This window comes from Streptomyces sp. NPDC048192, from assembly GCF_043202415.1.
Taxonomy (GTDB): domain Bacteria; phylum Actinomycetota; class Actinomycetes; order Streptomycetales; family Streptomycetaceae; genus Streptomyces.
Genome location: NZ_JBIDAL010000002.1, coordinates 482,611 through 497,201 on the forward strand (window position 1 = coordinate 482,611; position 14,591 = coordinate 497,201).

The 14,591-nt window shown below is 74.1% G+C and carries 14 protein-coding genes; 6 read left to right on the plus strand and 8 right to left on the minus strand.

Annotated elements, in window-relative coordinates; genetic code table 11:
- Positions 1 to 69 precede the first annotated feature (69 nt).
- A complete protein-coding gene (locus ACGFZN_RS05080) occupies positions 70 to 1,311 on the plus strand; it encodes a cytochrome P450 (protein ID WP_393857080.1) in 1,242 nt (413 codons plus the stop codon).
- Between the two features lie 3 nt (positions 1,312 to 1,314).
- Here ACGFZN_RS05080 and ACGFZN_RS05085 read toward each other — a convergent pair whose 3' ends face one another.
- Positions 1,315 to 1,833: an immunity 21 family protein gene (locus ACGFZN_RS05085; RefSeq protein WP_393857081.1), complete on the minus strand. Its 519-nt coding sequence runs from the start codon at positions 1,831 to 1,833 to the stop codon at positions 1,315 to 1,317.
- 26 nt (positions 1,834 to 1,859) lie between these two features.
- A complete protein-coding gene (locus tag ACGFZN_RS05090; RefSeq protein WP_393857082.1) occupies positions 1,860 to 2,345 on the minus strand; it encodes a rhodanese-like domain-containing protein in 486 nt (161 codons plus the stop codon).
- Positions 2,346 to 2,439: 94 nt separating this feature from the next.
- Here ACGFZN_RS05090 and ACGFZN_RS05095 point away from each other — a divergent pair, with 94 nt between their 5' ends.
- Entirely contained in the window at positions 2,440 to 2,886 is a 447-nt protein-coding gene (locus ACGFZN_RS05095; protein ID WP_393857083.1) for an Lrp/AsnC family transcriptional regulator, read from the plus strand.
- A gap of 4 nt (positions 2,887 to 2,890) precedes the next feature.
- Here the strand turns inward: ACGFZN_RS05095 and ACGFZN_RS05100 are convergent, their stop codons facing one another.
- The 5 genes from ACGFZN_RS05100 to ACGFZN_RS05120 all read right to left on the minus strand — a co-directional run bounded on the left by ACGFZN_RS05100 (position 2,891) and on the right by ACGFZN_RS05120 (position 9,309).
- Positions 2,891 to 5,881: an AAA family ATPase gene (locus ACGFZN_RS05100; protein WP_393857084.1), complete on the minus strand. Its 2,991-nt coding sequence runs from the start codon at positions 5,879 to 5,881 to the stop codon at positions 2,891 to 2,893.
- Positions 5,878 to 7,041: an exonuclease SbcCD subunit D gene (locus ACGFZN_RS05105; RefSeq protein ID WP_393857085.1), complete on the minus strand. Its 1,164-nt coding sequence runs from the start codon at positions 7,039 to 7,041 to the stop codon at positions 5,878 to 5,880. Before ACGFZN_RS05105 ends, ACGFZN_RS05100 begins: the two co-directional genes overlap by 4 nt.
- A gap of 107 nt (positions 7,042 to 7,148) precedes the next feature.
- The gene (locus ACGFZN_RS05110) at positions 7,149 to 7,775 is read right to left on the minus strand and encodes a YigZ family protein (RefSeq protein WP_393857086.1); all 627 of its coding nucleotides are present in this window, start codon (positions 7,773 to 7,775) and stop codon (positions 7,149 to 7,151) included.
- Between the two features lie 119 nt (positions 7,776 to 7,894).
- The gene (locus ACGFZN_RS05115; protein ID WP_393857087.1) at positions 7,895 to 8,437 is read right to left on the minus strand and encodes a SixA phosphatase family protein; all 543 of its coding nucleotides are present in this window, start codon (positions 8,435 to 8,437) and stop codon (positions 7,895 to 7,897) included.
- Positions 8,434 to 9,309 carry a hypothetical protein gene (locus tag ACGFZN_RS05120; protein ID WP_393857088.1) on the minus strand — a complete coding sequence of 292 codons (876 nt, stop codon included), beginning with the start codon at positions 9,307 to 9,309 and terminating at the stop codon, positions 8,434 to 8,436. The genes ACGFZN_RS05115 and ACGFZN_RS05120 overlap by 4 nt, the downstream gene beginning before the upstream one ends.
- A gap of 107 nt (positions 9,310 to 9,416) precedes the next feature.
- Here ACGFZN_RS05120 and ACGFZN_RS05125 point away from each other — a divergent pair, with 107 nt between their 5' ends.
- From ACGFZN_RS05125 to ACGFZN_RS05135, 3 genes are all read left to right on the plus strand, one after another.
- Positions 9,417 to 9,824 (plus strand): CoA-binding protein, encoded by a 408-nt coding sequence (locus ACGFZN_RS05125; RefSeq protein WP_393857193.1) that lies wholly within the window; start codon positions 9,417 to 9,419, stop codon positions 9,822 to 9,824.
- A gap of 214 nt (positions 9,825 to 10,038) precedes the next feature.
- The gene (locus ACGFZN_RS05130; RefSeq protein WP_393857089.1) at positions 10,039 to 11,676 is read left to right on the plus strand and encodes an APC family permease; all 1,638 of its coding nucleotides are present in this window, start codon (positions 10,039 to 10,041) and stop codon (positions 11,674 to 11,676) included.
- A 63-nt stretch (positions 11,677 to 11,739) separates the two neighbouring features.
- Positions 11,740 to 12,963, plus strand: a complete 1,224-nt coding sequence (locus ACGFZN_RS05135; protein WP_393857090.1) for a 4-hydroxybenzoate 3-monooxygenase — start codon at positions 11,740 to 11,742, stop codon at positions 12,961 to 12,963.
- Here ACGFZN_RS05135 and ACGFZN_RS05140 read toward each other — a convergent pair.
- Positions 12,957 to 13,319: an ArsR/SmtB family transcription factor gene (locus tag ACGFZN_RS05140; protein WP_393857091.1), complete on the minus strand. Its 363-nt coding sequence runs from the start codon at positions 13,317 to 13,319 to the stop codon at positions 12,957 to 12,959. The two genes, ACGFZN_RS05135 and ACGFZN_RS05140, sit on opposite strands and share 7 nt — an antisense overlap.
- Positions 13,320 to 13,379: 60 nt before the next feature.
- Here ACGFZN_RS05140 and ACGFZN_RS05145 point away from each other — a divergent pair, with 60 nt between their 5' ends.
- Positions 13,380 to 14,561: a cation diffusion facilitator family transporter gene (locus ACGFZN_RS05145; RefSeq protein ID WP_393857092.1), complete on the plus strand. Its 1,182-nt coding sequence runs from the start codon at positions 13,380 to 13,382 to the stop codon at positions 14,559 to 14,561.
- The last annotated feature ends 30 nt before the right edge of the window (positions 14,562 to 14,591 follow it).

Sequence of the window (14,591 nt, forward strand, 5' to 3'; positions counted from 1 at the left end):
CGCCGCCAGCTGGTCTTCCACCCCGCCCGCCACTGACCGCCGCCCGGCCCGATGCCCCAAGGACGCGTCATGACGCACACGCCGCTGTTCCGCCGGATCACCGACTTCGCCAACCGCGCCGACCCGTACCCGCTGTACGAGGAGCTCCGTAAGACCCCGGTGCTGCACGAGGAGGAGGGCGGCCCGTACATCTTCAGCTCGTACTACGACATCGAGGCCCTGCTGCACGATCCCCGGGTCAGCTCCGACTCCGCCAACCTCGCCGCCGCCGGCGAGGACCCGCTGGCCCAGGGGGAGGAGACGGGCGGGCTCCCGCCGTCCTTCCTGCGGCTCGACCCGCCCGAGCACGACCGGCTGCGGCGGATCGCCAACAGCGCCTTCGGGCCGCCGCACCGGCCGCGCCGGGTGGACGACCTGCGGGGCGACATGGCGGCCACGGTCAAGGGCCTGATCGACGGTTTCGGCGAGGGCCGCCAGATCGACCTGGTCGACCAGTTCGCATATCCGTTCCCGGTGACGGTGATCTGCCGGCTGCTCGGGGTGCCCCGGGAGGACGAGCCCCGCTTCCGCGGCTGGGTCGATCCGCTGGTCGCCTCGCTCGACCCGGAGACCCGCCTGAACCCCGGTCCGGAGTTCGCGCAGCAGGCGCGGGAGGCGCGGATGCAGCTCGGGATGTACCTGGCCGGGCTGGTGGAGCAGCGCACCAAGGAGCCGCAGGACGACCTGCTGTCCGACCTGGTCGACAGCCGCGGTCCCGAGGGCGCCATGACGATGATGGAGGTGCTCAGCACCGCGGTGCTGCTGCTGATCGCCGGCCACGAGACGACGGTCAACCTGATCACGAACGGCATGCTGACCCTGCTGCGCCACCCGGACGTCCTGACGCGTCTGCGGCAGGACCCGGGCCTGTCGGTGCGGGTGGTGGAGGAGCTGCTGCGCTACGAGCCGCCGGTGCAGATCGTGCCGCAGCGCACCACCATCACCGACATCGAGGTGCGCGGGGTCACCATCCCCAAGGGTGCGCGCATGTGGCTGGTCCTGGCGGCGGGCAACCGTGACCCGGAACGCTTCAAGGACCCGCAGCGCTTCGACCCGGACCGCGAGGACCTCCAGCACCTGGGCTTCGGCAGCGGCATCCACAGTTGCTTCGGCGCTCCGCTGGCCCGTCTGGAGACGCAGATCGCGCTGTCCGAACTGGCCCGGAGACTGGACAACCCCCGCCTGGCCGAGGACCCGCCGCCGTACCGGCAGAACGCGGTGCTGCGCGGGCCCCGGCATCTTAACGTCGTCTTCGACGGAGTGAATCCCTGACGGTCAGGGCGTGGGGACCCGGCTGAGCCGTACCAGCCCGACCCAGGTCTCCGGACCCGGCTGCACATACGCGGCCCGTACCGCGTAGGTGCCCGCCTCCAGCGGCACCCGCAGGTGCTCGGTGCGCTCGGCGGCCGCTCCCGGCCAGGCCGAGTCGAAGAGCAGCACGGGGCCCGGCACCCGCCAGCGCACCTCGCCGCCCCACACGGCCGTGTCCAGGGCGGCGGGGACCGTCGCGAGCAGTTCCGCCTCGGAGTTGGCAGCCGACCACCGTACGAAGGTGGCGTGTTCGGGAAGGTAGGAGGTGGAGGCCGGTTCGTCGCCGAACACCAGGGCCGCGCTGTCGCCGACGGGCAGCAGGCCGACGTACCCGTCGACCTCGCAGGCGCGGTCGTAGTCCGTGTCGAGTTCCTCGCTGTCGGCGCCCGCCCAGAAGGGCAGCACCGTCTCGGGGACGGCGATCAGCGGGCCGCCGCCCGATTCCACCCACTCCAGCGCGCCTGGACCCGCATATCGAGCCATGGGCAGGGAATCTACCCGGGTGTCGATCAGCAGCCGCACTCGCCTTCGACGGGCGCGGTCAGCGGGTCGGCGGCGCGCTGCTCCTGACCCTGCCAGGTCTCGTACGCGAAGCCCTCGCGCGCCCAGTACTCGAAGCCGCCGAGCATCTCCTTGACCTGGTAGCCGAGTTCGGCGAGGGCGAGGGCGGCGCGGGTGGCGCCGTTGCAGCCGGGGCCCCAGCAGTACGTCACCACGGGCACGGATCTGTCCAGGAGCTGCTCGGCCTGTTCGGGGATGAGCGCGGTGGGCAGGTGGACCGCGCCGGGGACGTGGCCCTGGTCCCAGGCCTCGGTGGAGCGGGAGTCCACGAGGACGAATCCGGGGTCGCCGCCGGCCGCGAGCGCGGCGGCCACGTCGGAGACGTCGGCGTGGAAGGCCAGACTGGCCCGGAAGTAGGCGGCGGCCTCGGCGGGGGCGGCGGGCGCGACGCGCAGGACGGGGTTCGCGGAGGCCTGAACGGCGTTGGTGATCATGGCATGGAATCTACGGCCCTGCGCCCGCCGTCTGAAGCGGAGATCCACGGCGCCGGCCTTGCCCGGGCCGGGATTTCCCTGCTATCCATCCGTGATGACCGTGTATTCCCCGGACGCCACCGACTGGCGCATTCTCGAGGTCCTCCAGCGGGAGGGCCGGGCCAGCTACGCCGAGCTGGCGCGGGCCGTCTCCATGTCGCCGAGCGCCGTCACCGAACGGGTCCGCCGGCTGGAGGGGGCGGGCGTGATCCAGGGGTACGCGGCGGTGGTCGACCCCGAGCGGCTCGGGCTGCCGATCCTGGCGTTCGTGCGGCTGCGCTATCCGAACGGCAACTACAAGCCCTTCCACGACCTCGTGGCCGCGACGCCGGAGATCCTGGAGGCGCACCATGTGACGGGCGACGACTGCTTCGTCATCAAGGTCGCCGCCCGGTCCATGGGGCACCTGGAGGAGATCTCCGGCAGGATCGGCGCGCTGGGCTCGGTGACCACGAGCGTCGTGTACTCCTCCCCGCTGCCCCGGCGCGCGCTGGGCCGCTGACCGGTCAGACGCCCCGCTGGCGCAGCGCCGACCCCGATCTGCCCTTGACGACCTCCAGCTGGGCGTGGATGCGGCGGCGCAGGTCGCCGACGTGGCTGACGATGCCGACGCTGCGGTCGCGTTCGCGCAGGGAGTCCAGGACGTCCAGGACCTCGTCGAGGGTCTGGTCGTCGAGGCTGCCGAAGCCCTCGTCGATGAAGAGGGTGTCGAGGCGGACCCCGCCGGCCTCGTCGGTGACGACGTCGGCGAGGCCGAGGGCGAGGGCGAGGGAGGCGAAGAAGGTCTCGCCGCCGGACAGGGTGGCGGTGTCGCGTTCGCGCCCGGTCCAGGCGTCGACCACGTGCAGCCCGAGTCCGCTGCGGCCGCGTCCGGTGCGGTCGTCGGAGTGCACGAGGGTGTAGCGGCCGGACGACATGCGCTGCAGCCGGGCGGTCGCGGCGGCGGCGACCTGCTCGAGGCGGGCCGCGAGCACATACGACTCCAGGCGCATCTTGCGCTCGTTGTCGGCGGAGGTGCCCGCGGTGAGGGCGGCGAGCCGGGCGACCCGGTCGTACTCCTCGCGGAGCGGCGCGAGGCGTCGTATGGCCTCGGCGGCGCGCGTGGAGAGGCGGTCCAGCTCGGCGCAGCAGCGGGCCGCCGCGTCGCGCGCCGACGCCGACGCGCGCAGCCGGTGCTCGGCGGTGGCCGCCGCGCGCTCGGCGGCGGCCAGGTCGGCGGGCGGGCGCTGGGCGGCCGCCGCGGTGTCGGCCTCGGCCAGCACCGCGCGTACGGCGGCCTCCTCCGTCTGCCAGTCGTCCAGGCGGTGCTGCAGCTCGCGGTGGGCGGCGGCGTCCAGGAGGGCGGCGGCCGCGTCCTGCGGGGTGTCGAAGCCGGCGCGGTAGGCGGCGTCGGCGAGCCGGGCGTCGGCGTCCTTCAGACGCTGGGCGGCGTCCTCGGCGGCGCGTACGGCGTCGGCGGCGTCGGTGAGCAGCGCCGTCTGCCGCTCCAGCTGGGCGGCGCGGGCGGCCACGCTGCCCAGGGTGCCGCGCGCCTGTGCCAACTCGGCCTCCAGCTGCGCCTGTTCGCGCTCCAGGGTGTCGCGCCGGGCGAGCCGGGAGGCGGCCCGTACGGCGGCCTGCTGGCGGTCGGCGAGGCGCCGCTCGCGCTCCTGCTCGGCGCGCCGCAGGTCCTCGTGGGCGGCGTGCAGCGCGGAGGCGGCGCGGCGGGCGCGGGCGTACTCCTCCTCCAGCTCGGCGGCCTCGGCCTCCAGCCGGGCGGTGGGTGTGTCGCCCGCCTCGGCGGTGGCGGCGGCCAGGGCCTCGCGGACGACGCCGAGCCGGCGCTCGTCCTCGGTGTGCTGCCGGTCGGCCTGCCGGGAGGCGCGGTGGGCCTGTTCCTCGGTCTCGCGGTCGACGTGTCCGGCGACCTTGCGGGCCGGTGCGGGGTGTTCGGTGGCTCCGCACACGGCGCAGGGCTCGCCGTCGGTGAGGTGGGCGGCCAGTTCGGCGGCGATGCCGTTCAGGCGCTGTTCCTTGAGGTCGAGCCAGTGGGCGCGGGCGTCGAGGGCGCGCTGCCCGGACGCCTGCGCCTGGCGCTGGGCGTCCTGGAGGTCCGCGGCGAGCTGGTCCCGGGTGCGGGCCCCGTCGAGGCGCCTCGCCATCGGTTCGCGCTGGACGGCGAGCTGTTCGGCGCGGGTGGCGGCCTCCTGCGCGGCGTCGACGCGGGACTGCAGTGCCGCGCGGGTGGTGTCCCAGCCGGCGAGCCAGGCGTCGGCCTCGCGGAGCACGTCGTCGTCGGCGCGCTCCTGGCGGTCGAGGCCGGAGCGCTCCTCGGCCAGCTCGGCGAGCCGGCGCTCGGCGCGCCGGGCGGCGTCGAGGCCGCCCAGTTCCTCGGCGGCCCGGCGTGCGGCGGCGGCGAGTCCGGCCGCGCCCGCGTCGGCGTGGGAGCCGTTGAGCAGGCCACGCGCGTGTGTCTCGGCCGCGGCCGCCCTGCGGTGGTCCTCCTCGGCGGCCCGGCGCAGCTCCAGTGCGGGCGCGACGGCCTCCGCCTTGCGGGACCGCTCCATGCGCCGCTGGTCCTCCTGGTGGGCGCCGGCCCGCTCCTGGAGCCGCTCGGCGCGCCGCCGGGCCTCGGCGAACCGGCTCTGCAGCCGGGCGAGTTCGCGGGCCTCGTCCAGGGCGCGCCGGGCCTGGGCATGGGCGGACTCGGCGGCGGTGAGGCGACAGTGGGCGACGGTGAGGCGTTCGCGCGCGGTGGAGCGGGCGACGGCGGCGGCGCCGAGGACGGCGTCGGCCAGGCCGGGATCGCCCGGGTCCAGCTCCGGCAGCTCCATGGCGTCGCCGGCCTCCTGCTGCATGCGGTGGGCGTCGGCGAGCAGCGCCGCGTCGCCGTCGCGCACGCGTGCCTCGGTGCCGCGGCGGCGTTCGGCGAGGCGTTTCTCGACGTCCGCGAACCGCTGGGTGTCGAAGAGGCGGCCCAGCAGCCGGCCGCGGGCCTCGGCGTCGGCGCGCAGGAAGCGCGCGAAGTCGCCCTGGGGCAGCAGGACGACCTGGCAGAACTGCTCGCGGCTCATGCCGAGCAGCTGGGTGATCTCCTCGCCGACCTCCTGGTGGGAGCGGCTGCGGTCGCGCCAGACGCCCGCCTCGGCGTCGTACTCCCGCAGCCAGGTCTGGGCCTTGTCGACGGTGGTGCCCTTGCCGCGCAGCTTGGGCCGCTCCCAGGGCGGCTGCCGGGTGATCTCCAGGCGGCGGCCGGCGACGGTGAGGCCGAGGCGGACCTCGGTGCGGGTGCGGGGGTCGGCGTGGTCGCTGCGCAGGTGCATGCCCTGGCCGCTCTGCCGGGCGCCGGGGACGGAGCCGTACAGGGCGTAGCAGACGGCGTCCAGGACGGAGGTCTTGCCGGCGCCGGTGGGGCCGTGCAGCAGGAACAGCCCGGCGGCGGACAGGGCGTCGAAGTCGACGCTCTGGGAGCCGCCGAAGGGACCGAACGCGGTGATGTCGAGCCGGTGCAGCCTCACCGGGCCACCTCCCGGACGGCGTCGTCGGCGCGCACGGTGTCGAAGGCCTCGCGCAGGACGGCCGCCTCCTGCTCGTCGGGTCCGGCGCCGCGCACATGGGCGACGAAGTCCTCGGCGATCTGCTGGTCGCTGCGGCCGGCGAGCCGCCGGGCGTAGGACACCTCGGGGTCGTCGGGCGCCCGCTCGGGGGCGAAGACGAGGCTGAGGGTGTGCGGGAAGCGTGCGGTGAGCCGGGCCATCGGGTCGGCGGGGCGGACCGGGTCGGTGAGGGTGGCCTCGACCCACGCCTCCTCGTGGCGGGCGAGCGCGGGATCGGCGAGCAGGTCCTCCAGGTCGCCCCGGATGCGGGCCAGCGGGCGCGGCACCGGGCAGTCGACGCGCTCGGCGGTCACGGAGCCGTCGGCGCCGAGGTCGACGAGCCACATGCTCTTGCGGTGGCCGGCCTCGGAGAAGGAGTACGCGAGCGGGGAGCCCGAGTAGCGCACGCGCTCGGTGATGGTCTGGCAGCCGTGCAGATGGCCGAGGGCCGCGTAGTCGACGCCGTCGAAGACTCCGGCCGGTACGGCGGCGACCCCGCCGACGGTGATGTCCCGCTCGCTGTCGCTGGCCTGGCCGCCGGTGACGAAGGCGTGCGCGAGGACGACCGAGCGGGTGCCGGGCGGGCGCGTGGCGAGGTCGGCGCGGACCCGGTCCATGGCGGCGCTCAGCACGGCCTCGTGGCCGGCCTTGTCGACCCCGAACTCGTCCTTCACCAGGGCGGGTTCTAGGTACGGCAGGCCGTAGAAGGCGACGTCGCCGTGGGCGTCGGCCAGCACGACCGGGGTCGCGACGGCGGAGGGCTCGGTGCGCAGGTGGATGCCCGCGCGGTCGATGAGTCCGGCGCCGACGCCGAGCCGGCGGGCGGAGTCGTGGTTGCCGGAGATCATCACCGTGGGCACGCCGAGGTCCGCGAGGCGGTGCAGGGCGTCGTCGAACAGCTCGACCGCGGCGAGCGGGGGCACCGCGCGGTCGTACACATCGCCCGCGACGACCACCGCGTCCACCGCGCGCTCGCGCACGGTGGCGACCAGGTGACCGATGAACCCGGCCTGGGCCCCGAGCATGCTCACCCGGTGGAAGGCCCGGCCGAGATGCCAGTCGGACGTGTGCAGGAGTCTCATGATCCCCGAGACTAACGGCCGGGTCTGACATCACGGGCGGTTACTCCCGTATCAGCCCGTGATGACCCGCCGAAACGCTGCCCGTTATGCCGGAATTGAACTGAACGTCACACATCTCCGTAGGCTTCGCCGCCCAGTTCGAAGCCGGCCGTTCCCGCCGTCGCGTCGGCGAGCCAGGCGCGGAAGGCGTCCACGTCGGCGTCCGGCAGCCCGATCTCGATGGCGACCTGCTCGCCGTAGCGGACGTCGCGGACCTCGCGCCCGGTGGCGCGCAGGTCGTTCTGCACCTTCCCGGCCCGCTGGTGGTCGACGGTCACCGTGGCCAGCCGGAATCGGCGCCGGGTGAGCGTGCCGAGCACGTCCAGGGTCTCGCCGACGGCTCCGCCGTAGGCGCGGATGAGCCCGCCGGCGCCGAGCTTGACGCCTCCGTAGTACCGGGTGACGACCGCGACGACGTAGCGCATCTCCCGGCGCAGCAGCATCTGCAGCATGGGGACGCCCGCCGTGCCGCCCGGCTCGCCGTCGTCGCTGGCCTTCTGCACGGAGGCGTCGGCGCCGATGACGTACGCCCAGCAGTTGTGCGTGGCGTCGGCGTGCTCCTTGCGCACGGACGCGACGAAGTCCTGCGCCTCCTGCTCGGTGGCGGCCGGGGCGAGGGCGCACAGGAACCGGGAGCGGTTGATCTCGATCTCGTGCACGCCCGCGCGGGCGACCGTGCGGTACTCGTCCTGCATCCGGTCAGCCTATGCGGTGCCCGCAGGCGCCGGTCACGGCGCGTGCCGGGGACGCGGGCGGTCGGGCACGCGTGTGTGCGGGTCGGTACGGCTCGGGCGGTCGCACGCGCGCGTAGGCGCTACTTCTTCGCCCCGCGCGGTACGGCCAGCGAGGTCAGCAGGGCCGTGCCGGGGCCGAGGGCGGACCAGCCGGGGCCGTGCCAGGAGAGGATGGCGATCGCGGAGGTAGGGAACTTCGTCCGCACCCGGTCCAGCGTGTCGTCGAGACCGTCCCCGGCCAGCTCCAGGACCAGCTCCTCGATGCCCGGGTTGTGCCCGACCAGCAGCAGCGTCTCCACGTGGGGCGGCGTCTCGCGGACCGCCTCCAGCAGCTCGGGTACGCCCGCCCCGTACAGCCGCCGGTCGTAGCGCACCGGCGGCGGGGTGCCCCATTCGGCGGAGGCCAGCTCCCAGGTGCGGCGGGCGCGTACGGCCGTGGAGCACAGGGCGAGGTCGGGCAGGCAGTCGGCCTCGGCGAGGGCGCGCCCGGCGGCGGGGGCGTCGCGCAGCCCGCGCGGGGCGAGGGGCCTGGCGTGGTCCGCGACACCCTCGGGCCGGGCGGACTTGGCGTGCCGCAGGACGACCAGCCGGCGCAGCGGGCCCGCGTCCGCCCGCGCGATCACGCCGGGCTCCCGAGGTCGCGGGCGAGGTCGAGGGCCGGCAGGCGGTCGGCGTAGACATACGTCTCGAACCGGGCTCCGTCGGGCAGGTCCGGGTCGCGCTCGACGTCCCGCAGCACGTCCAGCACTCCGGGCAGGTCGAGGTCGTCCTCCCATGCGGAGCGCAGCCGCTCCCGCACCTCCTCCGGCACGGGCCGCGACGGCTGCCTCGCCCACCCGGCGACGGCCCGCCGCCACCGCGCCAGGCGTGCGCCGGCCTCCGCCAGCGCACCGGGATCCAGCCGCACCCGCTCCCGCCGCGGGACGGAGAGCAGCGCGAGCCGGAGAGCGGCGGGGTCGGCGAGCAGGGCGTCCGGAAGGAGGCGGGCGGTGTCCGCTCCGGCCTGTTCGGACCCGGGCTCGGCGGCGCGGCCGGTGGCCGCCCCGGACCCCGGCGAGGACGCGTTCCGTCCGCTCACCGGCTCCTCGCCCGTCCACTCCACCGGTGCGACCTGCATCACCGGCCCGGGGCCGGAGGCGGTCGTGCGGTCGGCCGTGACCTGGATCGCCCGGGTCCTCGGCAGGCCCGGCGTGAGGTCGCGGGCGTCCTCGAAGGGACGGATGGACAGGGTGGTCGCCGCGGTGTTCAGACCGGCGGCGCCGTGGGGGGCGGCCAGGGTCGTCCAGACCGGGGTGCCGTCCAGTTCCAGGGCGCGGGCCAGGAGGTCGGCGGTGAGCAGGACCCGCAGGGACGTCGGGTCGGGGCCGCAGGCGTGGGCCTCGACACGGGTCAGGCCGCGGCGGGCGGGAGCGGCGGGGACCAGCTCACCGGTTCGGGCGTCGAGGATGCGCAGCACGGGGTGAGCGTAGGCGGCCGGGCGGTCGCGCGCAGGCATCTCGGGCGCGTTCGGGGCATGGTGGCGCCATGGGGCACCCGGGAATCCGGACCCGGCTCGCCGATGTTGCGCAGGCGAGGAGTTTCCCGCAGCCCGAGGAGGCGGCCGTGTACGGCGACGAGGCGACGATCCGCAGGATCCTGACGGAGCTGGGCGACACCTGGGCGGTGGTCGGCCTGTCCGACAACCGCAGCCGGGCGGCGTACGGCGTGGCGCAGGTGCTGCAGCGGTACGGCAAGCGGATCGTGCCGGTGCATCCGAAGGCCGCGACCGTGCACGGCGAGCGGGGTTACGCCTCCCTGGCGGAGATCCCCTTCGACGTGGACGTGGTCGACGTCTTCGTCAACAGCGAGCTGGCCGGCGCGGTGGCCGACGAGGCCGTGGCGAAGGGCGCGCGGGCCGTGTGGTTCCAGCTCGGCGTCGTGGACGAGGCAGCCTACAACCGTACCCGATCGGCCGGTCTGGACATGGTCATGGACCGGTGCCCGGCGATCGAAATTCCCCTTCTGGGCTAGCGAATCTAGCGTTCTACTCACAATTGGCCGCTGAATATTGACATTCGCACTGGGCATCTGACCTGTGACAAGACCGTGACCCAGCGTGCGCCCAAGACAGCGAAGATCCCGGGTCAAAACTTGGTTAACACTCTTTTGCTGACTCGGAAAGCATCCCTAGCCTGTGGCCTCCTTGCTCGTTAATGCTGCGTACAGAACTGAGAGGCCACTTGACATGGCACAAGTCGACCAGGCTGCACCGGTAGCCACAAGCGACACCGGTGGTCTGCGACGCGACGTCGGACTCATCGGACTGATGTGGGCCTCGGTCGGCTCCATCATCGGGTCCGGTTGGCTCTTCGGTGCCGAGAAGGCTGTAGCGGCGGCCGGCCCCGCTGCGATCATCTCGTGGGTGATCGGGGCGGTGGCCATCGTGCTGCTGGCTCTCGTGCACGCCGAACTCGGCGGCATGTTCCCGGTGGCCGGCGGTACCGCCCGCTACCCGCACTACGCCTTCGGCGGCCTGGCCGGTATGTCCTTCGGCTGGTTCTCCTGGCTCCAGGCCGCGACGGTGGCACCGATCGAGGTCGAGGCCATGATCGGCTACGCCAAGCACTGGCACTTCGCCGACGGCTTCCAGCGCGCCAACGGCACGCTCACGGCCAGCGGCATCGCCGTCGCCGTGCTGCTGATGGCGGTGTTCGTCGCGGTGAACTTCCTGGGCGTCCGCATCCTCGCCCACACCAACAGCGCCGCCACCTGGTGGAAGATCGCGGTCCCGCTCGCGGCGATCTTCATCATCGCCATCGGCAACTTCCACCCCGGCAACTTCACCTCCGAGGGCTTCGCCCCGAAGGGCGCCGCGGGCGTGCTCGGCGCGATCAGCTCCAGCGGCATCATCTTCGCTCTCCTCGGCTTCGAGCAGGCGATCCAGTTGGCCGGTGAGAGCCGCAACCCGAAGCGCGACCTGCCGCGCGCCACGCTCGGCTCGGTGGCGATCGGCGCCGTGATCTACCTGCTGCTCCAGGTCGTGTTCATCGCCGCCCTGCCGCACGCCTCCTTCGCCAAGGGCTGGGAGAACCTCAACTACGTGGGCATCAGCGGCCCCTGGGCGGGTCTCGCCACGCTGTGCGGCCTCGGCTGGCTGGCCTGGGTCCTGTACGCCGACGCGATCATCTCCCCCGGAGGCACCGGCCTGATCTACACCACGGCCACCTCCCGCATCTCCTACGGCCTGGCCAAGAACGGCTACGCGCCGAAGGTGTTCGCCAAGACGGACAAGCGCGGTGTGCCGTGGTTCGGCCTCGCCATCTCGTTCGTGACCGGCGTGATCTGCTTCCTGCCGTTCCCGAGCTGGCAGGAGCTCGTCAGCTTCATCACCTCGGCGAGCGTGCTGATGTACGCGGGCGCCCCGCTGGCCTACGGCGTCTTCAAGGACCGGCTGCCGAACCACGAGCGTCCGTACAAGCTGCCCGCGGGCAACATCATCTCCCCGCTGTCCTTCGTGATCGCCAACCTGATCATCTTCTGGTCCGGCTGGGACACCCTGTGGCGTCTGGGCTGCGCGATCCTGATCGGCTACGTGCTGCTCGGCTCCTACGCCTGGTACGCGATCAGCAAGAACCTGCCGGGCGCGCCGCGGCTGGACTTCAAGGCCGCGCAGTGGCTGCTGCCCTACCTGGCGGGCATCGGCGTGATCTCCTACTTCAGCACCTTCGGCGGTACCGGTGACCTGCCGCTGTGGTGGGACATCCTGGTCGTCGCGGTGTTCTCGCTCGCCATCTACTACTGGGCCAAGGCGACCGCCTCGGAGCCCGAGCAGATCGAGCGTGACATCGAGGAGGTCGTCGTCACCGACGCCCCCGCGCACTGACCCGCTCTCCCCTGGTGTCCCGTCGGCCGGTCACGGCTGACGGGACACCGTCATAATGCGGGGATGATCTCCCCTTCCCCCCACCTCGGCTCCGCGCCCGAAGAACGCCGTACGGTGGTCGTCGTGGGCGCCGGGCCCGCCGGGCTCACCGTCGGCGGCATCCTGCGGGCCGCCTCCGTCGACTGCGTCGTCCTGGAGACCGAGAGCCGGCACTTCGTCGAGACACGGCCGCGCGCCGGGGTGATCGAGGAATGGGCGGTGCGCGAACTGGACCGCCGCGGGCTGTCCGCACGGCTCCCGGAGCGGGCCGAGTCGCACACCGCCTGCGAGTTCCGCTTCGCCGGCGAGCGCCACCGCTTCGAGTACGCCGCTCTGACGGGCCGTCGTCACTACGTCTATCCGCAGCCGCTGCTGGTGACGGACCTGCTGCGGGAGTACGCCGACGTCCGCGGCGGCGACATCCGGTTCGGCGTGCGGGACGTCACGCTTCACGACCCGGACTCCGGCCGTCCCGCGGTGTCGTACCTGTGCCCGGACACGGGCGAACGGCGGCTGCTGCGCTGCGACTTCGTCGCGGGCTGCGACGGGGCGCGCGGGGTGACCCGGGACGCGATACCCGCCGGGCGGCGGCGGATCGCGCGGCAGGACGACGGCATCGGCTGGCTGGCGCTGCTCGCGGAGACGCCGCCGTCCACGGACTGCGTGCTGTTCGGCGTCCATCCGCGCGGCTTCGCCGGGCAGATGCCGCGCAGCCCCGAGGTCACCCGGTTCTATCTCCAGTGCCCGCCCGGCGACGATCCGGAGAACTGGCCGCACGACAGGGTCTGGACCGAACTGCGCGAGCGGCTCGGCGCGGCCGGTGCGCCTCCGCTCACCGAGGGCCGGCTCATCGAGAAGCGCGTCCTGGACATGCACCACTACGTCGTCGAACCCCTCGTCCACGGGCGGCTGTTCCTCGCCGGGGACGCCGGTCACCTGGTCGCGCCCATCGCGGCCAAGGGCCTGAACCTCGCCCTGCACGACGCCTTCCTGCTCGGCGACGCGCTCGCCGCGTACGTCACGAAGGGCGACGGCAGCGGGCTGGACGGCTACTCGGACGCCTGTCTGCGCCGGGTGTGGGACTACCAGGAGTTCTCGCAGTGGCTGTCGGACATCTACCACGGGGTGGCGTCCGGCGATCCGTTCCGCGCCGGCACCACGCTGGCCCGGCTGCGCCGGCTGTTCACCTCGCCGGCCGCGGCGGCCGCCTTCGCCGAGCAGTACCTCGGGACGGCCGCCGCCTACTGACCCGCGGCGGGCCGCTCGGCGAGCAGGTGGTCCGCCGTCTTCAGCGCCTCCTCCACCAGCCGGCGCAGATGTCCGTGCGGGAGCGAGTAGATCACCCGGCGGCCCTCCTTGCGGGTCCTCACCAGTCCCGCGAGCCGCAGCCGGCCCAGGTGCTGGCTGACGGCGGGACGGGCCGCGCCGCACGCCTCGGTGAGCGTCGTGACGTCGGCCTCGCCGGTCGTCAGGGCGTGCAGCAGGGTCAGCCGGGTGCGGTCGCCGAGCAGGGCCATCAGCTCGGCGGCGAGCGCGAACTGCTCCTCGCCGGGGCTGCGCGGGTGCGCATGGTGCGCAGGTGACAGGTGCATGCGTGCGCTCATACGCACATAATGGTCCGGTGGGCGCCGCGCGTCCACTCCCGCACACGGAAGGGGACCCACGTGAACGACCGGCACGCACCCCGCCACGGGGACACCCAGGGCCATGAGCACGGCCACGGAGGTCACACCCACGCGCACACGGGCCACGCACACGGCCACGGCCCCGGCCACGACGGCCACGCTCACACGCAGGCGGACGATCACGGGGTCCACACCCATCGGCACGGCCACACGCATGAGGACCACCCCCACAAGCCCGGTCTCCGCCACCGCCTGGCGCATCTGCTCACCCCGCACTCCCACGACAGCGCCGACAAGCTGGACCCGGCCATGGAGGCCTCGGCGCACGGGATGCGGGCGCTGTGGGTGTCGCTGGCCGTGCTGGGGGCGACCGCGCTGGCGCAGGCGGCCGTGGTGGCCGTCTCCGGCTCGGTCGCGCTGCTCGGCGACAGCGTGCACAACGCCGCGGACGCGCTGACCGCCGTTCCCCTCGGCATCGCCTTCTTGCTGGGCCGACGGGCGGCGACCCGCCGGTTCACCTACGGCTACGGGCGCGCCGAGGATCTGGCGGGGCTGGTGATCGTGCTGACCATCGCCGCGTCGGCGGCCTTCGCCGCCTGGGCGGCCGTGGGGCGGCTGCTCGATCCGCGCCCGGTCGCGCACGTCCCCGCGGTCGCGGCGGCCGCGCTGGCCGGGTTCGTGGGCAACGAGTGGGTGGCCCGGTACCGGATCCGGGTGGGCCGGCGGATCGGCTCCGCCGCGCTCGTCGCCGACGGCCTGCACGCCCGCACGGACGGTTTCGCCTCGCTGGCGGTCCTGGTGGGCGCCGGCGGCTCGGCGCTGGGCTGGCACCCGGCCGACCCGGTCGTGGGGCTGGCGATCACGGCCGCGATCGTGCTGGTGCTGCGGGACGCCGCGCGTGAGGTGTTCCGCCGGATGCTGGACGCCGTCGACCCGGCGCTGGTGGACCGGGCCGAGCGGGCGGTGCGGGGGGTGCCGGGCGTGCGGGAGGTGGGCGAACTGCGGCTGCGCTGGATCGGGCACCGGCTGCGCGCCGAACTCGCGGTGGTGGTGGACGGCGACGCGACGCTGCGGCAGGCCCACGCGATCGCCGTGGAGGCGGAACACGCCCTGCTGCACGCCGTACCGAGGCTGACGGCCGCGCTGGTGCACGCCGACCCCGCCCCGGCGCCGGGCGAGCGCGACCCCCATGGGGTTCTGGCCCACCACGCGCCGGCGTGAGCCCGCGTCCCGGCGCAGACCATTCCCGCC